The sequence below is a fragment of the Sphingomonas sp. S-NIH.Pt3_0716 genome, from assembly GCF_003950715.1.
Taxonomy (GTDB): domain Bacteria; phylum Pseudomonadota; class Alphaproteobacteria; order Sphingomonadales; family Sphingomonadaceae; genus Sphingobium; species Sphingobium yanoikuyae_A.
This window is the reverse complement of record NZ_QLJK01000034.1, coordinates 1-25,125: the sequence shown is the minus strand read 5'-3', so window position 1 is coordinate 25,125 and position 25,125 is coordinate 1. Positions and strand designations below refer to the sequence as shown.

Below are 25,125 nucleotides of genomic sequence, written 5' to 3'. Positions count from 1 at the left end.
ATGGACTCCAACGCTGCTTTCGCGACTGGCGGAAACGGCACTTCGCCGTGTGGAATTGACCGCGCGCGTCAGCCTGCTGCGCGCACCTTGCGGCTACGGCAAATCGGCGACGCTCGCGGCCGGTTGGAAGGAGGCGGCGGACACTGGTCGCCCGGCGCTTTGGGCAAGTCTTGCAAGCGACGACACAAAGAAGGGCACCCTGCGTCGCCTCGCCTTTCAGGCCGGAACCGCCGCGGACATCGAGTCCATTCTCCAATGGATATGGCATCAGGACAGGCCCGGGATTATTTGCCTCGATGATGTTCAGGAAGCGCCGCATCTCGAAACGCTGACAAGAGACATGATGGATGCTCTTCCCGATGATTGGCGAGCGGTCCTTGCAACCTCCGCCCCCTGGGGATTTGGCGTCCTCAACGCTGACTGGCAGGAAGTCGGCCCCGATGCCCTGGCCTGCCGCGCCCAGGATCTGAAGGAATTGATCCGGGTCCCTTCAGCCCTCGACCGGATCATATCGGACACACAGGGTTGGCCCGCATTGTGCCGCATCGCGGGCCGTGTATCCTACCGGATGCAGCCACTGCATTTATGGCCCGAGATCATCTGTTATCTCGATCAGATGGTGTTGGCGCCCTTATCGCCCGCTCTGCGCACATGGCTGAAAAAGGCGGCATTAATCGCTCCCCTCGATGCCGAAAGCCACGATTTTGCCCTGCGCGTCCACGACGGCGCGCAATGGATCGCACGTGCGCAACGCGAATGCCTCCTATTGAGGCCGGACAGTGACGGAATGTTTGCGCTCAATCCGGCGCTGCGACACCATCTTGCCTTGAGCGGACAGTCGCAGCTTCGTTCCTCTCCAAGCCATCTTCTAAAACGTGCGGCTTTTCATCACTGGCGCGCCGGCCGGCCAGCGCAAACGATAGCGCTTTCGCTGCGGGCCGGCGATCCGGCCTGGGCGCGGGGGCTGGGCGGTGAGATCGTCATGGATGTCGCCCTGCGACAAGGCCGTATCGATGAGTTGGCCCATTGGCTCGAGGGCGTGCCCGACACAGCGTTGCTGACCAATCCCATGGCTGGCCTGGGAAAGATATGGGCCCTTTCCTTCCAGCAGCAGCATGCAGGGGCGACGCACCTTTTGAAGTTGCTGTCACGCACGGATGCGCATGAGGAATTGCTGACGCTGCTCGGTGCGACGACAGCGGCGCTGAGGGACGATGTCGTCCGGGCGGAAATGCTCTGCCGGCAATGGCTCGAGCTGCACGCCCGGGAAAATCCGATGATGAAGGCCTCCGCCCTGGCCTGCCTCGCGAGCATCGTGGCGAGCCAGTCGAACGCGGCCGAGTTCGCGGCACTACGTCCCCTACTGGATCAAGCCTGTGCCCTGGCCGATCAGGGCTTTTCCCGCGACTGGGCAAAGATTGCCGAAGTGCTGCTCCTGCTGACGCAGGGGCAGATCATTCCCGCACGAAATAGGATCGACGCGCATCTGACGGATATGGTCTCCCCGGTCGCCGAGCAGACGCTGAAAACATTGCGCCTCGCTGTGCTGGCCGAAAGCGGCGTGCCTCTGGCAGAACTGGAATGGCCGTTGCTTTTCTGCGACCAGATCGTCGACGTCCGCATTCATACGGCACGGGCCATATTACGGGCCGCTCGTCTGGCCGGAGATGCGGACCTCTGCGAAAAAAATCCTGACCGAACTGAACGTGAAAGCCGTACGCGACCACATGCCGCGACTGCAACTCATGGCCGATATCCTGACTGCGGAACATGAAATCGCGTCGGGTCGATCGGTCACCATCCCCAATATTCCCAGGAACGACGCCATCACTTCGGCTCACCTCGCCATTGCGGACGTCGAGTGCATGCTTCTGTCTGCGACGCGGGCGCTTGCCGACGGGAAGGATCACCTCGCGCGCCAATTGACGGACCGTATCCTGGCCCGCATCCGCAGGGCAGGATGGCAACATATCATACTCAAAACCCTCATGCTGCGTTCGGTGCTGCATCTACGTAAAGAGGCGCTGCAACTTTCCATACGGTCAGCGGAAGAGGCCTCGGAAATTCGCGACAGCACAGGACTGAAGGAAACAGCGCGGGAGTTCCGGAATATCCTGGAGCATATTCACGCGGGATGGGCCGTAAAGGCGAGGTTTGATCGGTCCGCAGCACAACATCACTTGCCGAGTTCACAACATACCGAAGGATCCGACCTGTCTCGCCGCCAACTCCATATCCTCGGCCTGGCGCGGGATGGTCTTACGAGCGCGGAGATCGCCAACATATTGGGTATCGGCGAAGATGGCGTAAAATGGCATTTTCGCGCGATCTTCAAGTGTCTCGCTGTCAACAGGCGCACCCAGGCCGTCGCCACGGCGATACAGCGCGGTCTCCTTCACTAAACGATCTCCCACGTCACAAATAGAGGCAGGCATGCTGTTGCGCGGCCTCCCGCAAGGCAAGATCAGCAATCCATTCTTAGTCGACTCTCGTTGCCGCCCTCGCCAGCATGAGATCCACGAGAAAGTCCAGAAGCTCTCCGCTTGCGACCTCGTGCGGTTCGAGCAGGCCCTGGAACATGCTTCCCTCGTGGACAGCCAGGATCAGTCGCGCGATGCGCGGGAGGCCCCGGGCAACGATGCGGGAGTCCTCGCGAAGGATGTCGGCGAGCGCGCCCTCGATGATGGCGAGGATCCGTCCTTGCCGTTCGGCATAGTGGCTCGCCATGGCAGGATGGCGCAAGGCATAGAGGCCGAACTCGGCCTGGAGCAGATACCAGTCCCGATCGAACGGATAGCTGGCGATAAAGGCCTTGAGGAAATTGTCGGCCGTCGAGCCGGGCATGGACAGGGCGCAAGCGGTCGCCTCCTCCAGCCTCGACTGCAAGCGCTCGATCACCCGGTCATAGAGGGCGAAGAACAATTCGTCCTTGGATCGGAAGCTGGAATTATAGGCCCCCCGGCTCAGACCGACGCGCTCGCAAATATCTTCCTGGGTGGAGCCATGGAAGCCACGTTCGGCGAAGGCCTCGAGAGCGCCATCCAGGATGCGCTCCCGGGTCTGCGCCCGGGTCGGGCGCGTTCGTGCCGGGCGGCGGCTCACGGGATCACGGGCGGGAGCATTTCGATACAAATATGTATTGAGTCGGTTGGATGTCAACGTTACCGTGCGGGAGCAGGAGACGTTCTTCATGACCTTGCGATGTTCGATGCTGGTTGCCGCGCTGGCGACTGCGGTCTGTCAGGGCGCGCAGGCGCAAACGATCGACAGGCTTGATCTCGATTATCGAAGCGCCCAGGCGAGGCTGCTCGAGCGGTCGGACGCGATCCAGGGCGCCGACGCCGATGTGCGCAGCAAGGAGGCCCAGAAAGGCTCCACGAGCACGTTGCGGCGTCCGACCGTCGAGTTCGAAGGACAGATGATCCGCTATCAGAAAACCCTCTATCTGCCGCTCGGCCCGCTGGCGGACGTGGCCCAGGATTATTCCATCTCTGACCCCCTGCGCTTCGAGATCGAGCGCACCAGCACCCGGCCGATCGTGACGGCGACGCTGCCGCTCTATTCCGGCGGCCAGATTCCCGCCGCCCAGGCGGGCGCCGCGGCGCAACTGGGACAGTCGCGCGCCGAACGCCAGATCGTCATCGACAACGGTCTGTTGCAGATGACCCAGCTCTATTTCGGCCAGCAGTTGCTCGAGCGCGTGCGCGATGTTCGCCGTGATGCGCTTGCGGGATTAGAGCGGCATGTCGCGGACGCCCTCAAGCTCGAACAGGAAGGGTTCATAAGCCGGGCCCAACGCCTCCAGGCGCAGGTAGCGCGCGACGACGCCGCGCGCGAACTGGAAAAGGCGCAGGCCGATCTCGCGAGTGCGCAGGTAGCGCTTGCCGGCGCGCTGCGGGCGCCGTCCGGCGTCGATCCCGTCTCCCCGATCTTCGTGATCCGTCAGCCGCTCCGTTCGCTCGACACCTATGTGGACGCGGCCCTGCGCGCCCATCCCCAACTGGATCGGCTCGGCGCGCTGGAAGACCAGGCTGAAGCGGGGGTGGCCCTTCAGCGCGCCAAGCTCCGGCCTACGATCTATGGCTTCGCCCAGTATAATTTCGATCGGCGCGACACGCTGTTGACCGATCCCGACTGGTCGGTGGGCGTCGGGCTGCGCTACACGCTCTTCTCCGGTGTGGGCCGCTCGCAAGCGGTGCAGGCCGCGCGGGAAACGGTGACGCAAGCCAATGCGGGCCTGCGCGAAGCCCGCACCCAGATCGAAATCGGCGTCACGCGGTCCTGGAACGATGCGGAAGCCGCGCGACGGCGGTTTGAGCTGACCGACACGGCCATCACTGCGGCGCAGGAGAATCTGCGGGTCCAGACCCTCGGCTATCAGGAGCAGCAGACAACCTCGCTCGACGTGATCGATGCGCAGCTCGGTCTTGCCCGCTCCCGGATCCAGCGCGCCCAGGCCGGATATGATTTCGTTGTCGCGCTCGCCCAGCTTCTCCACGTCAGCGGTCAGATCGCCACATTGCCGGACTATATCGACCAGGGTGAAAGGGTCACGCCATGACCGCCACATCGGAAACCCTGGTCACCCCGGACGAGACGGCTCCGCCGGTTCCGACCGGGCGGAAGCGCAAGTTGCTGCCGCTCATTGCTTTCCTCGTCGTGGTCATTCTCGGCCTCGGTCTCTGGCTGGCCTATCGCCCGGTTCCCGATCAGCTCCAGGGCATGGTCGAGGCCCGCGAACTGCGGATCACGAGCAAGGTCTCGGCTCGGATCACGGCCTTTCATGTCGAGGAAGGCCAGCCGGTGAAGACGGGACAGCTGCTCTATACGCTCGACAGTCCCGAGGTCGAAGCCCGCTCCGAACAGGCCGGCGGCGCGCTCGCCGCCGCGCAGGCGAATGCGGACAAGGCCGATGAAGGCGCACGGCCGGAGGATATCCGGGCTGCCGAGGCCCAGTGGCGACGCGCGCAGGCGGCGGCGGACCTCGCCCAGACCACCTATCAGCGCACCGAGCGCCTCTTTGAACAGGGTGTGCTGGCGGGGCAGAAACGCGACGAGAGCCGCGCAAACGCCCTGGCCTCCAATGAAGCGGCCCGAGCGGCGCGCGCGCAATATGATCTGGCGCTGGCCGGGGCGCGGCGACAGGATCGGCAGGCCGCGAGCGGACAGGTGCGCCAGGCGCGCGGCGCCCTGGCCGAAGTCGAGGCGGCCGAGAAGGAAACCCGGGTGTTCGCGCCGTCGGACGGTGAGATCGGACGCAGGCTGGCGCAGTCGGGCGAACTCGTGCCGCAGGGATTTCCCGTCTTCGTCCTGACCGACATCGATCATCCCTGGGTGACGCTCACCCTGAGAGAAGATCAGTTCAGTGCGATCCGCCGGGGACGGGTCCTGACCGGCCGCATACCTGCGCTCGGCGATCGTTGCGCCCAGTTTCGGGTCTTCTACATCGCGCCCGCCGGCGATTTCGCGACATGGCGCGCGACCCGCCAGTCGAGCGGCTTTGACGTGAAGAGCTTTGACGTGCGCCTGTCGCCCGTGTCGCGGGTCGATGGGCTGCGCCCCGGCATGACGGTCCTGTTCGACTGGCCGCAATGATCCGGGCCTTCGTCGATAGCGCCCGGCGCGAAACCGCCTTCCTGCGCGGCAGCGTCTGGGATCTGGCGCTGGTCACCTGGCTGCCTCTGCTGCTGCTGGCGATCGTCGCGGTCCAGTTGTCGGCAGGCGTCATGCGGAACCTGCCGATCGTCGTGGTCGACGAGGACGGCGGCGGCGTCGCGCGCGACCTCACCCGCAAGCTGGAGGCGTCACCCGGGCTCAAGGTCGCGGCGCGGCCACCGGACATGGCACAGGCCGAGCATCTGGTCCGCTCCAACGCCGCCTATGCCGTGGTCCTGATCCCGCGTGATCTCGAGCGCACCGTGCTGCGCGGCGAGACCGGCAAGATCCTCCTCTTCTACAATGCGAGCTATTCCACGCCCTCGGGTTCGGTGTTGCGTGAAGTCGGCACCGTGGTCCAGGCCCACGCAAAGGCCTTGGCCGGGGAGCAAAGCGCCGCGATCGCCGGTCCCGCGCGTGTGCGGCCGCAGCCGGTGAGCGTGCAGAGCCGGATCCTCTACAACCCGCAGGCCAGTTACGAGCTGCAACTCGTCGCCCTGATCCACCCCGCACTCCTGCACCTGCTGTTCATGATCGCGGTCGTGAGCGCGCTCGGTCGCGAGCTGCGGGACGGGACCATCGGAGCATGGCTTGCAGGGCCTCGAGGCGAGGCGGTCGCCGCCGTCGCCGGCAAGATCGCGCCCTATATCCTCATCTTCCTGCTCTGGGGGGCGCTTGCGACCGGCTATCTCGCGGTCTACCGGGGCTGGCCCGTGCAAGGGAGCGTGGCGATGCTGATGGGCGGCTATCTCGCCCTCTATCTCGCCTATGCGGGCATGGCCTTGTTCATCGTCGGGGCCACCCTTTCCATGGGGCAGGCGCTGTCGATGACCGCCCTCTATGCGGGCGCTTCCTTCGCCTTCGCCGGGGCGATCTTCCCGATCGAGTCGGCCTCCGCCTTCGCCCGGCTATGGAGCGCGCTGCTGCCTTTTACCCGCTTCGCGCGGCTGGTCGCGGAGCAATGGATGATCGGCGCACCCGTGCTCGCATCTCTTGGATCGATCCTGGCGCTGTTTGCCTTTCTCGTCGTCGGCTCGGGCGCCGGGCTGCCGCGCTATGTCTCGGCGCGGATGAGCCCGGAGGTCTGGGGACGACGATGATCGGCCGCGCCTTCCTCGCTACCTTCCGCGCCGTTCTCTCCGACCGCTCCGCCTTCATGCTGATCGTCGTGTCGACGATCCTCTATTCCTTCTTCTACCCTTCAGCCTATTCCGGGGAGGTCGCGGTCCGCATTCCGGTGGCCGTCGTCGATCTCGACGACAGCGGCGCAAGCCGCAGTCTCGTGCGCCGGATCGCAGCGCTCCAGCAGGCCGATCTTGCCGCGCGCCCGGCCTCTCCAGGAGCCGCCCGGCTCTGGCTCGAGACGACCGGCGCAGGGGCCGTGGTCATCATCCCCGAGGGGTTCGAGCGACATATTCTGAACGGCGCCCAGGGCACGGTCGCGCTCTACGGCAACGGCGCCTATCTGCTGCGCAGCAGCACGGCGCTGTCAGGCATCGGCCTGGCGGTCACCACGATCGCCGGCGAGGCGGCGAGCGATCAGGCCATGGCGCAGGGCGCACCCGCCCGCCCTGCCCTGTCGCTCGTTCAGCGCCCGCTGTTCAACACGCGCGAAGGCTATGGCAGCACGGTGTTCCCCGGGGTCGGCTTCCTCATCATTCACCAGACCCTGCTGATGGGCCTGACGATGCTCGCCGCCACCCTGCGCGAGACACTGGGACGCTTTCGTCTGCCCTCGCGCACCCTTATCGGAATTGCCCTGGCCTTCTTCGTGATCGGCTGGGCCGACGTGGCCTATTATGCGGGTTTTGTGTTCTGGTTTCAGGACTATCCCCGCGCCGCCGGCTCTCCTGGCGCCTTGATCGTGGGCGGCAGTTTGTTCGTGGGCGCGACTGTGGCGGCGGCGCTTGCGCTGGCCAGCCTCTTCCGGACACGGGAACGACCCCTGCAACTGTGGATGGGCACGTCGCTCGCCATCTTCTTCCTCGCGGGTCTCTCCTGGCCGGCGGAGGCGACGCCGGCCTGGCTGGCGCTCCTCGCGCGCCTCCTGCCAACCACCGCGGGCATTCATCTCATGGTCGGGCTCAATCAGATGGGCGCGAGCCTTGCCGAGCAGACGCGGGAGGTGCTCAACCTCGCCATCCTCATTCTGGTCTACGGAGGCCTGGCCTGGTGGCGCTTCACGAAGATTTCCGCGCCGGACCTTCAGCCTCTCAAGCCTGACTGACGCCTCAATGGAACGAGATCGTCAGGGGCACCCCAAGTGCAACCCTCTCGCCCCGGCCGACGCGACCTTGGCGCAACCCAGGGGGAGGTGTTCGAAGCGGACCTCTGCAGGGCTTCATCAGATAGAGATCACCGAGATGGGGATAAACCGGAGGCTGCCTCGACTATTGCTCTGCTTTCGCCGCCGCGAGGATCGCGGCCTCTACCGGCGCCCAGGTGGGGTCCGCAGGCGAAAGCATGTTGAAGTGGCCCGCATTCTCCAGGGTGATCACCGTCGCCTTATCGCCGGCCGACTGTGCGGCTGCTGCATAGGCTTGCGCGGCTGAAGGCTCCAGCACGACGGAAGCGACCATGAATTGAGGCACGGCCAGAGGCAGCCATTCGATCGGATTTGCCTGACGGTAGCGGCCCGCCTGTGCGTCAGGAGCGCCCCCGAACAGGTTGACGAAGATCGGGCGGCCGCAAATATCCTTGTCGAACCCGTACAGGGTTCGCAGGTCGCCTGGGCCGTCGATGGCGACCGCGGCGGAAACCTTCAGTGGATCAGCGCCGCGGACCTCGCTGTCGGCAGGCAATCTGGGACGGGCCGCCAGCCACAGGGCAGCGTGGGCGCCGGCCGAATGTCCCACCGTCACCACATGCTTCAGGTCCAGAGGCTGGGTTCGTGCCAGCACCCTCAAGTGATCGAGCCCCGCTCCCCAATCCTGGAAGGTCCCAGGCCACCCGCCGCGGGTGTCACCAACCTGTCGATACTCTATATTCCATGTCGCCACGCCCTTGTCCGTCAAGGCGCTCGCCAACGGCGCCGTGCCTGCCAGTGTCTCATAGCCTTTGGTCCAGCAGCCACCGTGAATGACCATGACGACGGGAAACGGGCCAGGACCTGCAGGCAAGCGCAGTTCACCGATCTGCAGAGGATCAGGACCATAGGCCTCGACGAGCGTCGGAGCGGTGACGGGAAGGGCGTGGAGTTGGGGCGGTCCGATCAGCGCATGTTGGTTATCCGACGGCGTTTGCGCCCAAGCGGTGCTCGTGACAATCAAGACTGTAGCCAGGCCTAATGAACGGTATCGCATGATCTACCTCTTTCATGCATCTTCCCGCTCCGACGTTACCAGCCAGTTCGTCAAATGTGAGAAGACAGCGATTCGTCATTAGATAACATGGTTCGCTATATTCTTTTCGGAAACACCATTCCGTCATCGAGTGGGCAAAGCGATAGATGAAATCCCGTTTCTGGCGCAAAGCATATGGCGGCTATGCGCGATCACGGTAGCCTTGATCATGGAAGTGATACGTCAGGCGACCAAAGAGCTGTCTAGATTTCATTGTCGTCGTGAATTGCGGTTTCAGAGGATCGTGGGTTTTATCTCACTTGGCTATCCATGCTTCGACCAGCTTGACCGCATCCTCTACTGTTTTGACCTCACCGGCGGCTTCATCCGGGATAGTGAGTCCGAATTCGTCTTCAAGCGCCATCACAACTTCCAGCACATCGAGACTATCCACGCCGATGTCATCGTAGAAAGACGAAGCAAGGGCAATCTGATCCGGATAGACGCCGAGCTGACGGCTAATGATCCTGAAAACTCGGGGAGCGATTTCTTCCATCACAAAGCCCTCGCGCGGACACTATCGGCTAGGAAACAGGGCAGATTCTCGTAAACTCAATCATCGCAGAGCAACGATATTGTCCTGCGGCCAGTAAATTCATCATGCCTTGCTGAGCATTTTCTCGGCGCTCGTTTTCACAAAATCCGAAATCTGTCCTGACATCATTTTGAGGAACAGCGGTACGCTGACGTCGCCGCGAATCTCGCTATCCTCAATGTCGAGTTGCACCGGGATATTCTGCCCCATCGCCCCGATGACCAAGTGTAGTGCGTAGTCCGATACCCACTCGGAACTGAGCGAACCGCCTCCCGGGATATGCGCTGCCAGCTTGGGCAGGCCGGCCTCGATCCTGCTCTTCGCTTCGATTTTACCAAGGCTGTGCGGGATAACGACTTCCATATCTTCTTTCCTGTTCAGGCCGTCCGATCGACGAGCAGCAAGGTCGATGTCGCGGAGGCATAGAGTTTGCCGGCCATGTCGATCAGACGCGCCTCGGTATGCGCCACCCTCTTGCCCATCGACACCACCTGGCCGATTGCACGGACCATCCCGACCCTGTCGGTCAAGGGCGCATGATAGGCGACCTTGAGTTCGAGCGTGACGCAGTTGATGGGCACTTGGGCCGCGGAGTTCGCCGCGATGCCGCAGGCCGAATCCAGCAGCGTCGCGGCATAGCCACCATGGGCGATGCCCATGAAATTGTAGGTCTGCGAGGTGGGCGTCGCGACAAAGACGACCTTCCCCTCCTCCGCCTCAAGCAGATCGATGTCGAACAGGTCCATCATGGGCGGCCGGGTGCCGGCCGCCATAAACTGTTCGATCTCTTCCAGACCGGTCATCGCTTACCTCAAAGCTTTTCGGTCAGTTCAGGAACGATCTTGAAGAGGTCGCCGACCAGGCCGATATCGGCGACCTGGAAGATGGGCGCGTCCTCATCCTTGTTGATCGCGATGATGGTCTTGCTATCCTTCATGCCAGCAAGGTGCTGAATCGCACCCGATATGCCGACGGCGACATAGACTTCCGGCGCCACGATCTTGCCGGTCTGGCCGACCTGAAAATCGTTGGGCGCATAGCCAGCATCGACCGCCGCGCGGCTTGCGCCCACACCCGCGCCCAGCTTGTCGGCCAGCGGATCGATCACGCCATGAAACTGCCCGGCCGAGCCCAGCGCTCGCCCGCCCGAGACGATGATTTTGGCCGAGGTGAGTTCCGGGCGCTCGGACTGGGCGATCTCGGCACCCACGAAGCTGGAAAGTCCCGCATCCGTGCCCGTCGCAGCCTCGATACTGGCCGAGCCACCCTCGCGGGCCGCCCTCTCGAAGGCTGTGCCACGCACCGTGATAACCTTCTTTGCATCAGACGACTGGACCGTCGCGATCGCATTTCCCGCGTAGATGGGACGCGTGAACGTGTCAGCGCTTTCCACCGACAGGATGTCGCTGACCTGCATCACATCAAGCAAGGCCGCCACGCGCGGCGCGATGTTCTTGCCATTCGAAGTGGAAGGCGCCACGAACGCGTCATAGCCGCGCATCAGGTCCGCGACGGCCGGCGCGACATTCTCGGGCAAAGCGTGTTTGAACGCCGCATCGTCGAACGTTACGACTTTGGCGACACCCGCGACCTTCGCAGCAGCCTCGGCCACGCCGCCGATGCCCGCACCGGCAACCAGCAGATGGACCTCACCAAGTTTGGCAGCGGCGGTGACGGCCGATAGCGTCGCATCCTTGACCGACGCATTGTCATGTTCAACCCAGACGAGCGTATTCATAACTTATTCTCCGAGAAATCCGCCCCCGCTTCATCTCTGTGCGCACAGGATGAAGCGGGGTGCGCCGTCACTTGCATGGGAGAGGTTCGGCAAGTTCGGCGCGTTTGAAAGTTTATCAAATCGCCATTTCCTTGAGCCTGGCGACCAATTCATCGACGTCGGCCACCTTGATGCCCGCCGAGCGCTTGGGGGGTTCGGTCACCTTGAGCGTCTTGAGGCGCGAGGCGATCTCAACACCGAGATCGGCCGGCGTCTTCGTCGCCAGCGGCTTGGATTTGGCCTTCATGATATTGGGCAGGCTCGCATAGCGCGGTTCGTTGAGACGCAGATCGGTCGTCACGATCGCCGGCAGTTTGAGGCTTACGGTCTCCAGACCGCCATCCACCTCACGGGTCACCGCGACAGTCTCGCCCGATACTTCGACCTTGCTGGCGAATGTGCCCTGCCCCCAACCGAGAAGGGCTGCCAGCATCTGGCCGGTCTGATTGGCATCATCGTCGATGGCCTGCTTGCCGAGGATCACCAGGCCCGGAGCCTCCTCGGTGGCGATGGCCTTCAGGATCTTGGCGACGGCGAGCGGCTCGACCTCATCGTCAGTCTGGACGAGGATCGCGCGGTCGGCCCCCATGGCGAGCGCGGTGCGCAGCGTTTCCTGCGCCTTGGCGACGCCGATCGACACCACCACGATTTCGGTCGCGACTCCCTTTTCCTTGAGGCGGATAGCCTCTTCGACGGCGATCTCGTCGAACGGGTTCATCGACATCTTCACGTTCGCCAAATCGACGCCCGTCCCATCCGCCTTCACGCGCGGTTTCACATTATAATCGATAACCCGCTTGACGGGCACAAGCACCTTCATGGATCAATCCTACTCTGATTGTAATGCCGCCTGATATTCGGCAATGAGTCTCTCACAGATGGATCGGGCCGGTTGGACGGCAGTGGTAGCGCCGACACCGTGGCCTGCCGACCAGATCGTCTTCCAGGCCTTGGCCTCCTCCGAAGCCGAAAGCGCGCCATGTGGCTCAGGGAGAGTCGCGGCTTCCAGCGAGGGCCGGAGAAAATTGGCCCCGACGCCGGTGACCCGGTCCGTATAGACGATATCCGCTGGTCCGGCCCCGATCACCATGTCTTTCTGTGCCGGCGAGGCGAGACTCTCTTCCGACGCGATGAAGTGGGATCCGATATAGGCAAGATCGGCCCCCATCATCTGCGCGGCCGCGATCTGGTGGCCGCGCGTGATGGCGCCGGAAAGCGCCAGCGGCCCCTGGAAGAAGCGCCGTATCTCGTCAACCAGTGCGAACGGGCTCATCGTGCCGGCATGTCCCCCCGCGCCGGCAGCGACCGCGATCAGACCGTCGACGCCAGCTTCGAGCGCCTTTTCCGCATGACGCACGTTCGTCACGTCGTGAAAGACCAGCCCGCCATAGCCCTGAACCACCTGGACAAGATCCGCGATGGCGCCGAGCGAGGTGATGACCAATGGCACATGGTGCCGAACGATCAGTTCCAGATCGGCGTCGAGCCTCGGATTGCTCTTATGGACGATGAGGTTGACGCCGAAGGGCGCCGCTCCCGGCATGGGAGCCAGCCGCTCCTCGATTTCATCCAGCCATTCACCGAAACCTTGACTGGTGCGCTGGTTGAGCGCCGGGAAAGTACCAAGCAGTCCCGCCTCGCAGCAACTGACGACAAGGTCCGGTCCCGACACAAGGAACATCGGCGCAACGATGGCTGGAATGGCCAGCCGCTTTTCGAGGCTTGCCGGAAGCGTCAAAACACGTCGTCTTCCAGCGCCATCAGCGACTTCTTGCCCGCCTTGATCGCCAGGAAGCTGGCGGTCGCCTGAGGCAGGATACGCTCGAAGAAGAACGTCGCCGTCTTGATCTTGGCATCGTAGAAGCGCTTGTCCTCGCTGCCGAAGAAGAGCTGCAAGCCTGCGATCTTGGTCGCCTTGGCAAAGCAATAGCCCATGGCCACCAGGCCCATCAGACGCAGATAGTCCGCCGACGCCGCGCCCGCCTCTTCGGGATCCTTGAGCGCCCGCTGCGCGACCGTGGCCGTCGAAAGCTGCAGCGCCCCGAACGCCTTGGCGAGCGCCTCGATCATCGGCTTCATCGGTCCGTCGACGTTGTTTTCCTCGATGAAAGCCGACACCGGATGGAAGAAGCTGCGCAGATAGCGGCCCATATGGGCGCCGAGCTTGCGGCCGACGAGATCGAGCGCCTGAACGCCGTTCGTCCCCTCATAGATCATGGTGATCCGGGCATCACGGGCATATTGCTCGACGCCGCTTTCGCGGATGTAGCCGTGGCCACCATAGCATTGGACCGCAAGGTTCGCGCTGTCGAACGCAAGGTCGGTGAAGAGCGCTTTGACGACGGGGGTCATGAGCGCAATGAAGTCACTCGCACGCTGGCGCACTTCGGGTTCGGGAGAATGTTTTTCCGCGTCCAGGGCGCGCGAGACCCAGGCCGAGAGCGCCCGGCATCCCTCATTATAAGCCCGCATCGTCATCAACATGCGGCGAACATCGGGGTGAACGATGATCGGATCGGCTGCCTGATCGGGATATTTGGGTCCCGAGAGCGCCCGACCCTGAATACGATCTTTCGCATACCAGGCCGCCGCCTGATACGCCGCCTCGCCCACACCCAGGCCCTGGATGCCGACGGAGACACGCTCCGTGTTCATCATCGTGAACATGGCGGCCATGCCCTTGCCAGGCTCACCGACGATCCAGCCGATCGAATCATCGAAGTTCATCTGGCACGTCGCCGACGCCTTGAGACCCATCTTGTGCTCGATCGCGGCGCAGGCGACGCCGTTCGATTGACCGGGAGTACCGTCCTCCCTGGGCAGATATTTGGGGACGAGAAACAAGCTGATGCCCTTCACGCCCTTGGGGGCGTCGGGCAGGCGGGCGAGCACGAGATGGATGATATTCTCGGTCAGGTCATGCTCACCGGCGGAGATGAAGATCTTGGAGCCGGTGACCTTGTAGCTGCCATCGCCCTGCGGGACCGCGCGGCTGCGCAGGAGCCCGAGATCGGTACCGCAATGAGGCTCGGTCAGGCACATCGTGCCGGACCACTGGCCGCTCACCATCTTGGGCAGGTAGGCCTGCTTGAGCGCGTCACTGCCATGGCCCTCGATCGCAGTGGTGGCACCATGGGTGAGGCCCGGGTAGAGGCCGAAGGAGAGGTTGGACGAGCAGATCATCTCCTCGACCAGCTTGTTGACCGCTTCCGGCAGCCCCTGCCCACCCCATTCCGGATCGGATGCGAGCGCGGTCCAGCCACCTTCGGCGAACTGCTTATAGGCTTGCGCGAACCCCGCCGGCGTCCGCACAACGCCGTTTTCCAGATGACACCCCTCCTCGTCGCCCGACCGGTTGATCGGCAACAGGACGTCGCGACAGAAGCGCGCCGCCTCCTCGAGGATGGCATCGGTCAGATCCGGTGTGAACTCCGACAGCGCGGGAATATCCCCGAAGCCGTCATCGGTATGGAGTTCGTTGAGCACGAAGCGCATGTCGCGCAACGGGGCGTCATAGACTTGCATATTTATATCTCCTGACCGGTCGGCCATCCGGCCGCCGGCCGCCAATCAGTTACGCAGCGGCTTGCCGGTGACGAGCATCTGCTCGACGCGCGCCTGGGTCCGCGGGTCGCGCACCAGTTGCATGAAGGCCTTGCGCTCGAGCGCCAGCAGATCCTCTTCGGTCACGATGTCGATGAGATCCTTCTCGCCGCCCGTCAGGACGTCGGCGAGCGCGCCGGATACGACACCATCGTAAGATGTGGCGAGGCCACGGGCCTGGAAGCCTTCGACAGCCATCGAAAGAGCGGACTTGCCTCCCGCGCCAGGCAAGCGGAATTCCGGAGCCACAGGCGGTTTGTAACCGTCGGCCAGTTCCAGTGCCTTCGCCTTGGCGTCCGCCAGCAGACGGTCCCGGTTCATCGTAATGCCGTCCGAGGGACGCAGGAAGCCATGCTCCTTCGCCTCGGCGGCCGACTTTGCCACAGTGGCTGTCGATACCGTCTCGAAGACCTTGGCTACGGCCGGCATCGGCCCCTTGGGCATGCCGGGACTGGAGCGCCAGCGATCGATCATTTCACCGCATCCGCCCCAGCCAGGGATCAGACCCACGCCGCACTCGACCAGACCCACATAGCTTTCGGCATGGGCCTGCACGGCATCACTGTTGAGCAGGATCTCGCAACCGCCGCCCAATGCCATGCCGGCCGGAGCGCTCACGACCGGGAACAGCGCATATTTGAGCGCCTTGTAGGCCTGCTGCCCGCCCGCGACGAGCTTTTCGATCTCGCCCCATGCCGCGATGTTCAGTGCGAACAGAGCAAGACCGAGATTGGCGCCGGCGGAGAAATTGCTGCCCTCATTATAGACGACGAGCGCCTTGAACTTGTCCTGCACGACCGGGATCGCCTGACCGATCAGCTTCATCACATCGCCGTCGAGCGCGTTCATCTTGCCGGTGAACTCAAGGCAGGCAACGCCGTCGCCGACATCCCAGAGTGCCGCCGAACCATTTTTGAGGATCGGCTGGCTATGGAGCTTGATGTCTTCCAGCAGCAGCACGCCCTCGGGCCGCACGACATCATGATAGTCGCCGGCGGCATCGAGATATTGCCGACGGCCGTCCTGCACCCGGTAGAAAGGCCGATCTCCGGCTACCTTGAGGATCGCGGGAACATCCCGCCCCTCGGCGGCCAGCCGTTCGGCGAGCTTGCCCGGCCCAAGGCGATCGATCAGTTCGAACGGCCCGAACTTCCAGTTGTAGCCGAGCTTCATCGCGTCATCGATGCCGACGATGTTGTCCGCAGCTTCACCGACCAGACTCGCGGCATAGGAAAGAACCTTGCCGAGAATTTCCCAGGCATAGGCGCCGACCTTGCCGGACGCAGCAACCAATGCTGCCAGGTCCTTCTCGGCCCGGCCCGGCAAGGAAGCCGGCTTCACCGATACGCGATATTCGCCGGTCGCGAGATCGAGCGCTTTCTTGGTCTTCGTCGCCTTGTCGAACGCGTAGAAACCGCCCTTGCCCTTCCGCCCGGTAAAGCCTTCCGCGATCATCCTGTCGACGAGCGGCATCGGCCTCACCGTGTCGAAATAGGCGTCACCTGCCGGCAGCGTCGAGGACAGGCTCTTCGTGAGCAGCGGCATGAGGTCGACGCCAACGAGATCGACAAGGCCGAAAATGCCGGTCTTGGGCACGCCCATCGGCTTTCCGCCGATCTGGTCGGCTTCCTCCACCGTCAGCCCCTGGTCCATCGCGGCATTGATCGCGACGGCCAGCCAGTAGGTACCGATGCGATTGGCGATGAAGCCCGGCGTGTCCCGCGCCGGCACGATGCGCTTGCCGAGCTTTCGATCGACGAAATCCGAGACGCGCCTCGCCACAGCCGTATCAGTGTCGGGGCCGGTCACGATTTCGCTGAGCCGCATGTAGCGCGGCGGATTGAAGAAATGGGTGATCAGGAAGTCCTGTTTGAACTGATCGTCCCGCCCCTCGACCAGATGGCCAAGCGGAATCGTCGAGGTATTGGACGATACCGCCGTGCCCGGACGCTTGAGCTGCTCGAGCTTGGCGTAGAGCGCCTGTTTGATGTCGAGCCGTTCGACGATCGCCTCGACGATCCAGTCGCATTCGGCCACCCGCTCGAGATGGTCGTCGATATTGCCCGTTTCAACGAGCTTCGCCGCAGCCTTCGACATGAAGGGCGCCGGATCGGTCTTCAGCATCTTCGCGACCGCACCCTTCGCCACGGCGTCACGATCGCCGCCCTCCTTGGGCACGATATCGAGCAGCAGCACCGGCACGCCGGCATTGGCGACCTGCGCTGCGATGCCGGCGCCCATGACGCCTGCGCCGATCACGCAGACCTTTTTGATGGTTTCCGGCGGGGCGCCGACTGGCTTGATGGCCTGCTCGCTCATTCCGCCGCCTCCAGCACGGTGGCGATGCCCTGACCGCCGCCGATGCACTGGGTGGCAAGCGCATAGCTGCCGCCTTCGCGCTTCAGCAGAGCCGCGGCCTTGCCCACGATCCGCGCACCGGTCGCCCCCAGAGGGTGGCCTATCGCGATGGCGCCGCCGTCCAGATTGACCTTCGACTGGTCAAGCCCCAGGTCGCTGATGCAGGCCAGTGACTGGCTCGCAAAGGCTTCGTTGAGCTCGACAACGTCAAGCTGGTCCACACTGAGCCCCGCCCGCTGCAGCGCCTTGCGCGAGGCCTCGACCGGTCCGATGCCCATGATCTCCGGCTGGCAGCCAGAGACAGCAACCGACTTGATGCGGGCAAGGATCGGCAGTCCATGCGCGCGCGCATAATCCTCGCTCGTGACCAGGATTGCGCTTGCGCCATCGGTCAGCGGCGAGGACGTTCCCGCCGTTACCGTGCCGTCCTGGCTGAAGGCCGGCTTCAGCCCGGCGAGGGTTTCCGTCGTCGTGCCGGCACGCGGCGTGCCATCCTTGTCGACCACGCCCGCCTTGGTCGTGATCGGCACGATCTCGGTCTCGAGCTTGCCGGCCGCGATAGCCGCGGCCGCCTTGTCCTGACTGGCGACCGCAAAGGCTTCCTGCTGGGCACGGGTGATCTGATATTTGGTCGCGATATTCTCCGCCGTGTCGCCCATGCCCATATAGGCGGCGCTCTTCTTCGCGAGCTCGAGGTTCGGCAGCGGATTGAACCCCATCATCGGCACGCGGCTCATCGACTCCACGCCCGCGCAGATGAAGGCCTCGCCGGCGCCAAGCTGAATCTGGCCCGCAGCGATGTGGACCGAGCTCATCGACGATCCGCAGAAGCGATTAACGGTCATGCCGCCGACAGAGAGCGGCAGGTCGGCGAGAAGACCGATAAGGCGCGCGATGTTGAAGCCCTGCTCGCCTTCAGGAAAAGCGCAGCCCAGCACGATATCCTCGATATCTTCGGCCTTCACGCCGGTCTGCTGAATCAGTCCGCGAATGACCTGAGCGGCCAGATCGTCAGGGCGGACGCGCGCCAGCGCGCCCTTGCCTGCCAGGTGAAAGGGGGACCGGGCATAGCCCGCAACAACCACATTACGCATCGATGATAGCCTCTCCAGGGAATCGGACATCTGATTACCTAATGGTGCGTGAAATGACGTTTACGTCAACTAAAATCTTTGGCACTCTTCTCACGCCGTCGAGGGAATCGTCATGCACCGGTTCCCGGGAGGCTTGATATCGGAGGTCTTGGCCGAGGAACGTACGGATGCTCGCCAGTGAAAAACCGCGCACTCTCATCCCGGCGATGATGCTCGCGCCCGTCTTATCGACGGCTGCGCCTCTCCCCAAGCGCCACTGCACCTGTTTTCGAAGGCGCACACATGCGATTTTCTGAGCATCCCCTCCGGCGTCAGATCGTCGGCGAAATGCATCTGCGCCGTTTTCCTGCACTCGAATTGCCCGCCATGGCATTTCAGACGGTTCGCCTGGTCGATGAGAATGACCGGGAGAAGGAATGGCTGATCCTGCAGCAGCGATGTGCCTCTGGACTCGATCGCAACCTGCGCCACCTGGAAACGGAGTGGTCCGCCAACGGGCGGCTGGCCTGGGAAAGGCACAGTGAAGCGGTCACCACGACGCTAACGTCAACCTCGGTCAGCGCGGACGCGCAGTTCTGGTCTGCTCCCGACGTCGGCCCCTTCAGTGATACCTTGCAGTGGATGGAAACGCTGCCGGGCCTGATCATCCGCGCAACCCACATCGTCGTTGTGGCGAACGATAGCTACGCCGAGCCGGTTGTCGATCGGGCCGACTTCCATCCGGGCCATCTCGTCTCCTGCATCATCGGGGATAGCGTCCGGATCTGGAGCGACTTTCGCATTCACGCCGGCGGCTACGGGCGCCTGGTCGTTGCCGCGAACGGGGCGGCTGACGGCGAAGTGTCGCGTTCCATCCAGCGCATTCAGGAACTGGGCAATTATCGCAATCTTTCCTTGCTTGAAGGCACGCACAGATCAATAGCTTGACGGCGTCACACACGAACACGCCCGAACCCTGACGACGGGGCCAGCAGCGCCTGCCCCCTCCAATTCGCACACAACCTAATAGGCATTTTGATGACGCATTGAGCTATTGACTTACCTATACGTCATTGAGATGGTTATGGGACGCTGATTTGCCGCATATTGGCTCCAGACGTGAAACAGACGGTCGCCTGAAGGCGCGCGGAGAGGAACAATGTCGATCATTCTGACACTACTGGCTTCGAGCACTGCATTGCCCGCCGACACCGTTGTCGGTCGCTGGCAAACCGAGAGCCGTCATGGCGTCGTGGAAATCACCCGCTGCGGGCAATCGATCTGCGGTGCCTTGATCAGTTCCGACGGGATCAAAGCCAACCCCGAACTACGTGACGAAAAGAACAAGACCGCTGCGTTGCGCGGTCGTCCGCTTCGTGGATTGCAGATTCTGCAGGGTTTTACGTGGAAGTCGGGCAGTTGGTCGGGTGGTTCCATCTACAACGCTGAGGATGGCGGTACATACAGCGCGACGGTCACGTTAGCCGATCGGGATCATTTGCGCCTCAAGGGCTGCATCGTCTGGCCCCTGTGCAAGACGCAGACATGGACGCGCCTCCGATAAGCACGAGGAATTTGACAATCACGAAAGGGGAGATGGGCGTGGCAGGCAAAAATTGGAAAGTTGGGATCGCAACATCGGCCGTGGCGGCTGGATTGCTCGCGCCGCAAGCCGCGAGCGCGCAGGCCTTTTACCTTCAGGAACAATCGTCCAGAGGTGCCGGACGAGCCTTTTCGGGCGAGGTCGCCGACCAGGGCGTACAGTCCCTCTGGTGGAATCCGGCTGCGATCGCAGGCATGGAAGGAGTCGATGCCCACCAGGCCGTAAGCGTAATCCTTCCCAAAGGGTCGGTTGACAATGTCAACACGCTCATTGTCCGTCCCGGGCAGTCGGCTGCGGCTGTAGGCGGGAGCCAACGCTCTCGTGATCCGATCAATAATGGCGTACTACCCTCCGGCGCGATAGCCGTCGGCCTGACATCACGGCTCGCTTTGGGGCTGACCGTCGCCTCCCCTTATAGCTTCACAACCAATTATGATGCCGACAGCTGGGCACGGTATAGCGCCGACAAGACCAAGCTGCGAACATACGACATCCAGCCATCGATCGCCTACCTCGTTACGCCAAATCTCAGCATCGGCGCCGCGCTTAATATCGAATATGCCGACGCATCATTGTCCAACTATCTGCCGAACCTATCGCCTCTTCTCGCCGACGGCCACCAGGAGCTGAAAGGCAATGGTTGGGATCTTGGCTGGTCGGCCGGGCTGCAATATCGCGCCGGCCCCATGCAACTGGGCGCCAGCTACAAGTCGAGCGTGAAGCATAATCTCGACGGTTCGGTGACGACGACCGGTCTTCTTGGTCCGCTCGCCGGGCAAAACAGCGTAGTGAATGCAAACGCCACGTTCGAGACCCCCTGGCAGGCGATCTTCGGAGCGCGCGTGGCGGTGTCGCCCAAGGTCACCCTCAACGGTCAGGTGACCCGCATGGGTTGGTCGAAATTCGACGCTATCCGGCTCGGCGCGCCGCTCAACGTTTCAATCCCGGAAAATTACCGGGACACTTGGAGCTTCGCAGGCGGCATCGATTACGCGGTCACACCAGCCTGGACCGTTCGTGCCGGCGTTCAACACGCCCAGACCCCGACGCGCAACGGCAATCGGGACGCTCGAGTGCCTGACAGCAACCGTTGGAATTTCGCTGCCGGCACAAGCTATGCCGTGTCTTCCCGGTTCACGCTCGATGCGGGCGCAGCGTATATTACGTTCAAGGATACGACTATTGATCGCACGACAGCGGCCTATGCCGGCACGGCCGTGCAGACGCCGATCCTGATGGACGGCAAGCTCGAGGACGCGCACGCCGTCGTGCTGTCACTCGGCGGACGTTTCCACTTCTGATGCTGGAGATCGCCATGCCCCAGCCCGCCATCAGCGCCTTCCCGTCGATACCGGAACCGGCAATTCCGCCACGGCTCCTGACCGACCTCCTCGACAATGCGTTGAACCTTTATCCCGAACGCGTCGCCATCGACTTTCTCGGGCGAACCTGGACTTATGCGCAGGTGGGGCAACTCGTTCGCCGTGCAGCACGTGGATTGCAGGATCAGGGGCTGCGCAAGGGCGATCGGTTCGGCCTGTGCCTGCCGAACTGCCCCTATTTCGCGATATTGTACTTCGCGGCGCTGCGCGTGGGTGCGATCGTGGTCAACTTCAACCCGCTCTACACGGAGCGCGAACTGGAGCATCAGATCCGGGACTCGGGAACGCGCATGATGGCGGTACCGGACGTCCGGATAATCCACGAGAAAGTGCAAGCCGTCGCGCCACGTGCCGGGCTGGACAAGATCGTGTTGTGCGGCATGAGGGATATGCTGCCCTGGCTGCAAGGCCTGGGCTTTGCGCTATTCAAGCGAAAAGACCACGCGCGGATACTCGACGAAGGCCTTCATGTCCGGCTCAAGGCGCTTCTCGCCCATGATGCCGAACCTGACGCGGTAGAACGTCACCCTGATGATGTCGCGGTCCTTCAATATACCGGAGGCACAACCGGCGTGCCCAAGGGCGCAATGCTGACCCACGCCAACCTCACGGCGAACAGCGCCCAGATGGTGGTGCATGTGGGAGGACTTCGCCCGCAGCAGGAGAGAACTCTCGGCGTCCTGCCCATGTTTCACGTCTTCGCACTCACGACGGTGCTCAACTTCTCAGTCGAAATCGGCGCCGAAATCGTCCTGCTGCCACGGTTTGAGATGAAGCAGGTTCTCAACACGATGAAGCGCAAGCCGCCGACACAGTTCTTCGGCGTGCCTACGATCTATGTTGCCCTGAACGCGCTTCCGGACGACGAGATACCCGATCTCTCGGCCGTGCGCGCCTGTATATCCGGCGGCGCACCGCTCCCGCTCGAGGTACGCGAGGAGTTCGAGGCACGCACGCGTGCCAGGGTCGTGGAAGGATATGGGCTCTCCGAAACCGCCCCGATCATCGCCTGCAACCCGTTGTTTGGGACGGTGAAGGACAATAGCTGCGGCCCAAGTTTCCCCGGCACCATCATCGAGATCCGAGATCCGGAGAATCCCTCGCGGGTTCTTCCCCAGGGAGAACGCGGAGAAGTGTGCGCCCGCGGCCCTCAGGTGATGAAGGGCTATTGGCAGCGCCCTGCAGAAACCAGTGCTGTCTTCGTCGATGGCGCGCTACGAACCGGCGATATCGGCTATTTTGATGAGGATGGCTATCTCTTCCTCGTCGACCGCATCAAGGACATCATCTTCTGTGGCGGATATAATGTATATCCCCGGATCATCGAGGATGCGGCCTACCAGCACCCGGCGGTAAAGGAGGCGATCGCAATCGCGATTCCTGACGCCTACAGAGGTCAATCTCCCAAGTTGTTCATCGCGCTGCACGAGGGATCGAACCTGACCGTCGATGAACTCAAGGTCTTTTTGCAGGATCGCCTCAGCAAGATCGAGATGCCCAAGGCCTTCGCATTCCGGGACAGCCTGCCCAAGACGTTGATCGGCAAACTTTCGAAGAAGGATTTGATCGAGGAGGAGAACAAAAAGCTCGCCTGAGCCTCTATCCCCTGTCAAGCTACGAGGCTTATGCGCTTGAGTGGTAGGGTAGCCGTGATTGGAGGACAGGGAGTGGATGGCATGGGGAACTCGCTCCACCTCGCCGAGGACGATGAAACGCTTAAGGACGCGGATCGCGACAACCCCACGCACAAGGGGAGAACCCGCGCAAAGGATGCGGATTTACAAGTGTACGGCATCCAGGATGTCGCTCAGGAACTCGGACTGACACTTCGCACGCTACGCTTCTACGAAAAGGAGGGGCTTATCGCCCCTCAACGGGTAGGCAGTACCCGGGCATATTCCAGGCGTGAGATCGGACGCATACAGCTGATTTTGCGCGGCAAACGCCTTGGCTTCTCCATCAAGGAAATCAAGGAGTTTCTCGATCTCTACGATGCCGATCCCGAGCATAAGGAGCAAATGGAGCGATTGATTGCCCGCATCCGGGAAAGGTTGGTCGACTTGAAGACGCAGCGCTCTGCGCTCGACCTGACAATCGACGAGCTTACAACCATCGAAGTGGAAGCGATGGCAAAGTTGCAGCGATAATTTGGTCATCCCATTCTCTAACCGAGCGGTAACGCTTGATCGCGGCGCCCCCGATCCAATCAAGCCGTCAAGCGACGAGCGCCGCGCCGATCGCTAAGGCCGCCCCAGAACCGCGCCATGATCATCCAGGCGATGCCCGACGCGGTCATCGCCCCGCCGACCTGCCATGGCTCGAGGCCGAGCACGCGCGCGATGGGGCCCGCGAGCGCCACGAACGACATCATCGCCATCGAGCAGACGAAGGTCTCGAACATCAGTGGCTTCATGCTGAAAGCGCCTGATGCTTCCTCCCCCACTTGTTCGTCGCCTGTCGCTGTCGCAGCTTCGGTCATGCTGCTTCGTCCCGTGATGCGACCGGCGAACGGCCACCATTCCAGAGCAGCGCCGTCGAGACGGCATAGACAACGAGCCAGCCGAGGTTGAACGCGGCGCCGTCAAGCCAGGTGTGCGCCGGCTCGGGCAGGATGCGCGCGATCAGCATGCCGATCGCGACCAGCGAGACGGGATTGGCCAGCGCTGCGAACCAGCGTGGCCAGGCGGTGCGGCCCAGCGCGATGACGATCCCGAGGAGCAGCAGCGCCAGGCCCAGCGTCACGATCGGCATCAACCAGGCGATGAGCAGGACATGGTAGAAGTGCTGGCCGAGATCGAGCAGCGCGCCATGGGCCGCGGCCGGCGTTTCGAGGATCGTCTTGTAGGCCATGCCGACATAGTAGAAGCCCGCATGGCCGAGCGGAGACCAGGCGATGCCGGCGACCAGCAGGACGAAGGTCAGCCAGCGCCACCAGCCCATCGCCGGACGCAGCCCTTCGAGCAGATGCCAGCAGGAGGGCATAGCGTGGAAAGTACGCTAAACAACGCTAAGCGAGAACGCATGGCGAACGCTCGATGCGAACGGACGGACGCTTAATCAGGCGGGCCGTTCGATTCCCATCCTACGCATTTCGCGATAAATGGTCGATCGGCCGATGCCGAGTTGCCGCGCTGCTTCGGTAGGCGAGATACGAGCTTCGACCAGCTTGATGGCCGCATCCACTTTGGACATGTCCAGCGGCTGACGGCCAGGCTGTTTGCCCTTAGCACGGGCGGCGGCAATACCATCTCTGGTTCGCTCAGAAATCAGCCGTCGCTCAAAATGGGCGATGGCCCCAAACACATGGAGGATGAGCTCGCCGGCAGCTGACGAAGTGTCGATCTTTTCTTCAAGGCTCAGGAGCGCGATGCCCTGACTGCGTAGCGTCTCAACCGTGGTGAGAAGTTCGGCAAGCGAGCGCCCAAGCCGATCGAGGCAGACCACCGCCAGCGTGTCACCCTTGCGGGCATAGGCGATTAGCTCAGCCAGACCGGGCCGTTCCATGCTCTTACCTGAAATGACATCGGTGAAGATTTTGATGGCGCCAGCCTTCTCCAGACGCATGGTCTGGCCCGCAACGTCCTGATCGCCGGTGCTGACGCGGGCATAGCCCAGAATATCACCCATGCCGCACGTCTCCCAAACGGTCGTTCTGTGGACGCTATGGAGGGTGTCATTTTCAGAAGACGACTGCACCAGTTGATTGGGCGTAATGGCTGTTGTGCAGCCAGCTCCTGACAGTTCAATATCAGAAGTGATCTGCACCAATCTCGACTATGCTCAATACTCGTGTGCACC

The 25,125-nt window shown here is 62.7% G+C and carries 25 protein-coding genes; 11 read left to right on the top strand and 14 right to left on the bottom strand.

The genetic code is table 11. The annotated features are described in order from the left end of the window. The first annotated feature begins 49 nt into the window (after nucleotides 1–49). Both BRX37_RS21795 and BRX37_RS21790 read left to right on the top strand, forming a co-directional pair. Entirely contained in the window at nucleotides 50–1,774 is a 1,725-nt protein-coding gene (locus BRX37_RS21795) for a hypothetical protein (RefSeq protein ID WP_125989419.1), read from the top strand. Next, nucleotides 1,746–2,402, top strand: coding sequence for a helix-turn-helix transcriptional regulator (locus BRX37_RS21790; RefSeq protein ID WP_164522507.1), 657 nt, complete (start codon nucleotides 1,746–1,748; stop codon nucleotides 2,400–2,402). Before BRX37_RS21795 ends, BRX37_RS21790 begins: the two co-directional genes overlap by 29 nt. Nucleotides 2,403–2,478: 76 nt before the next feature. On the opposite strand, the gene BRX37_RS21785 is transcribed toward BRX37_RS21790, so the two are convergent. Then, nucleotides 2,479–3,192 carry a TetR/AcrR family transcriptional regulator gene (locus BRX37_RS21785; protein WP_237235357.1) on the bottom strand — a complete coding sequence of 238 codons (714 nt, stop codon included), beginning with the start codon at nucleotides 3,190–3,192 and terminating at the stop codon, nucleotides 2,479–2,481. Between the two features lie 16 nt (nucleotides 3,193–3,208). Between BRX37_RS21785 and BRX37_RS21780 the strand changes: the two genes are divergently transcribed. From BRX37_RS21780 to BRX37_RS21765, 4 genes are read left to right on the top strand one after another with little or no spacing between them, the layout of a single operon-like run. Then, the gene (locus BRX37_RS21780) at nucleotides 3,209–4,561 is read left to right on the top strand and encodes a TolC family protein (RefSeq protein ID WP_237449773.1); all 1,353 of its coding nucleotides are present in this window, start codon (nucleotides 3,209–3,211) and stop codon (nucleotides 4,559–4,561) included. Next, on the top strand, nucleotides 4,558–5,595 hold the full coding sequence (locus tag BRX37_RS21775) for an HlyD family secretion protein (protein WP_004206989.1): 1,038 nt from the start codon (nucleotides 4,558–4,560) through the stop codon (nucleotides 5,593–5,595). Before BRX37_RS21780 ends, BRX37_RS21775 begins: the two co-directional genes overlap by 4 nt. Continuing rightward, nucleotides 5,592–6,755 carry an ABC transporter permease gene (locus BRX37_RS21770; RefSeq protein WP_004206986.1) on the top strand — a complete coding sequence of 388 codons (1,164 nt, stop codon included), beginning with the start codon at nucleotides 5,592–5,594 and terminating at the stop codon, nucleotides 6,753–6,755. The genes BRX37_RS21775 and BRX37_RS21770 overlap by 4 nt, the downstream gene beginning before the upstream one ends. Further along, a complete protein-coding gene (locus BRX37_RS21765; RefSeq protein WP_004206985.1) occupies nucleotides 6,752–7,882 on the top strand; it encodes an ABC transporter permease in 1,131 nt (376 codons plus the stop codon). Before BRX37_RS21770 ends, BRX37_RS21765 begins: the two co-directional genes overlap by 4 nt. A gap of 163 nt (nucleotides 7,883–8,045) precedes the next feature. Here BRX37_RS21765 and BRX37_RS21760 read toward each other — a convergent pair whose 3' ends face one another. The 10 genes from BRX37_RS21760 to BRX37_RS21715 all read right to left on the bottom strand — a co-directional run bounded on the left by BRX37_RS21760 (nucleotide 8,046) and on the right by BRX37_RS21715 (nucleotide 18,363). Next, on the bottom strand, nucleotides 8,046–8,957 hold the full coding sequence (locus BRX37_RS21760) for an alpha/beta hydrolase family protein (RefSeq protein ID WP_125989415.1): 912 nt from the start codon (nucleotides 8,955–8,957) through the stop codon (nucleotides 8,046–8,048). A gap of 295 nt (nucleotides 8,958–9,252) precedes the next feature. Continuing rightward, nucleotides 9,253–9,492, bottom strand: coding sequence for an acyl carrier protein (gene acpP, locus BRX37_RS21755; RefSeq protein ID WP_004206981.1), 240 nt, complete (start codon nucleotides 9,490–9,492; stop codon nucleotides 9,253–9,255). A gap of 102 nt (nucleotides 9,493–9,594) precedes the next feature. After that, nucleotides 9,595–9,894, bottom strand: coding sequence for a polyhydroxyalkanoic acid system family protein (locus BRX37_RS21750; RefSeq protein WP_004206980.1), 300 nt, complete (start codon nucleotides 9,892–9,894; stop codon nucleotides 9,595–9,597). A gap of 14 nt (nucleotides 9,895–9,908) precedes the next feature. Beyond that, on the bottom strand, nucleotides 9,909–10,334 hold the full coding sequence (locus tag BRX37_RS21745) for a PaaI family thioesterase (protein WP_103096772.1): 426 nt from the start codon (nucleotides 10,332–10,334) through the stop codon (nucleotides 9,909–9,911). A gap of 8 nt (nucleotides 10,335–10,342) precedes the next feature. Beyond that, on the bottom strand, nucleotides 10,343–11,269 hold the full coding sequence (locus BRX37_RS21740; protein WP_125989413.1) for an electron transfer flavoprotein subunit alpha/FixB family protein: 927 nt from the start codon (nucleotides 11,267–11,269) through the stop codon (nucleotides 10,343–10,345). Between the two features lie 115 nt (nucleotides 11,270–11,384). Then, entirely contained in the window at nucleotides 11,385–12,128 is a 744-nt protein-coding gene (locus tag BRX37_RS21735; protein ID WP_004206977.1) for an electron transfer flavoprotein subunit beta/FixA family protein, read from the bottom strand. Between the two features lie 9 nt (nucleotides 12,129–12,137). Beyond that, nucleotides 12,138–13,046 carry a nitronate monooxygenase gene (locus BRX37_RS21730; RefSeq protein ID WP_164522506.1) on the bottom strand — a complete coding sequence of 303 codons (909 nt, stop codon included), beginning with the start codon at nucleotides 13,044–13,046 and terminating at the stop codon, nucleotides 12,138–12,140. Next, nucleotides 13,043–14,833, bottom strand: a complete 1,791-nt coding sequence (locus tag BRX37_RS21725; protein WP_125989411.1) for an acyl-CoA dehydrogenase C-terminal domain-containing protein — start codon at nucleotides 14,831–14,833, stop codon at nucleotides 13,043–13,045. Before BRX37_RS21725 ends, BRX37_RS21730 begins: the two co-directional genes overlap by 4 nt. A gap of 45 nt (nucleotides 14,834–14,878) precedes the next feature. Continuing rightward, the gene (locus BRX37_RS21720; protein WP_125989409.1) at nucleotides 14,879–17,230 is read right to left on the bottom strand and encodes a 3-hydroxyacyl-CoA dehydrogenase/enoyl-CoA hydratase family protein; all 2,352 of its coding nucleotides are present in this window, start codon (nucleotides 17,228–17,230) and stop codon (nucleotides 14,879–14,881) included. Further along, the gene (locus tag BRX37_RS21715; protein WP_125989407.1) at nucleotides 17,227–18,363 is read right to left on the bottom strand and encodes a thiolase family protein; all 1,137 of its coding nucleotides are present in this window, start codon (nucleotides 18,361–18,363) and stop codon (nucleotides 17,227–17,229) included. The genes BRX37_RS21720 and BRX37_RS21715 overlap by 4 nt, the downstream gene beginning before the upstream one ends. A gap of 282 nt (nucleotides 18,364–18,645) precedes the next feature. Between BRX37_RS21715 and BRX37_RS21710 the strand changes: the two genes are divergently transcribed. The 5 genes from BRX37_RS21710 (at nucleotide 18,646) to BRX37_RS21690 (ending at nucleotide 23,474) form a co-directional block, all read left to right on the top strand. Then, complete coding sequence (locus BRX37_RS21710; RefSeq protein ID WP_125989406.1) at nucleotides 18,646–19,290, top strand: DUF3422 family protein; 645 nt, start codon at nucleotides 18,646–18,648, stop codon at nucleotides 19,288–19,290. Between the two features lie 211 nt (nucleotides 19,291–19,501). After that, a complete protein-coding gene (locus BRX37_RS21705; RefSeq protein ID WP_026109759.1) occupies nucleotides 19,502–19,906 on the top strand; it encodes a DUF2147 domain-containing protein in 405 nt (134 codons plus the stop codon). Nucleotides 19,907–19,938: 32 nt separating this feature from the next. Beyond that, nucleotides 19,939–21,246, top strand: coding sequence for an OmpP1/FadL family transporter (locus BRX37_RS21700; RefSeq protein ID WP_036526777.1), 1,308 nt, complete (start codon nucleotides 19,939–19,941; stop codon nucleotides 21,244–21,246). Further along, a complete protein-coding gene (locus tag BRX37_RS21695) occupies nucleotides 21,246–22,922 on the top strand; it encodes a long-chain-fatty-acid--CoA ligase (RefSeq protein WP_017503286.1) in 1,677 nt (558 codons plus the stop codon). The genes BRX37_RS21700 and BRX37_RS21695 overlap by 1 nt, the downstream gene beginning before the upstream one ends. Nucleotides 22,923–23,003: 81 nt before the next feature. Beyond that, nucleotides 23,004–23,474 carry a MerR family transcriptional regulator gene (locus BRX37_RS21690; RefSeq protein WP_017503287.1) on the top strand — a complete coding sequence of 157 codons (471 nt, stop codon included), beginning with the start codon at nucleotides 23,004–23,006 and terminating at the stop codon, nucleotides 23,472–23,474. Between the two features lie 59 nt (nucleotides 23,475–23,533). Here BRX37_RS21690 and BRX37_RS21685 read toward each other — a convergent pair whose 3' ends face one another. The 3 genes from BRX37_RS21685 to BRX37_RS21675 all read right to left on the bottom strand — a co-directional run bounded on the left by BRX37_RS21685 (nucleotide 23,534) and on the right by BRX37_RS21675 (nucleotide 24,954). Next, entirely contained in the window at nucleotides 23,534–23,806 is a 273-nt protein-coding gene (locus BRX37_RS21685; protein WP_017503288.1) for a hypothetical protein, read from the bottom strand. Continuing rightward, complete coding sequence (locus BRX37_RS21680; protein ID WP_234791899.1) at nucleotides 23,803–24,309, bottom strand: DUF6796 family protein; 507 nt, start codon at nucleotides 24,307–24,309, stop codon at nucleotides 23,803–23,805. The genes BRX37_RS21685 and BRX37_RS21680 overlap by 4 nt, the downstream gene beginning before the upstream one ends. Nucleotides 24,310–24,384: 75 nt before the next feature. Further along, the gene (locus BRX37_RS21675) at nucleotides 24,385–24,954 is read right to left on the bottom strand and encodes a recombinase family protein (protein WP_125989405.1); all 570 of its coding nucleotides are present in this window, start codon (nucleotides 24,952–24,954) and stop codon (nucleotides 24,385–24,387) included. Nucleotides 24,955–25,125: the final 171 nt, after the last annotated feature.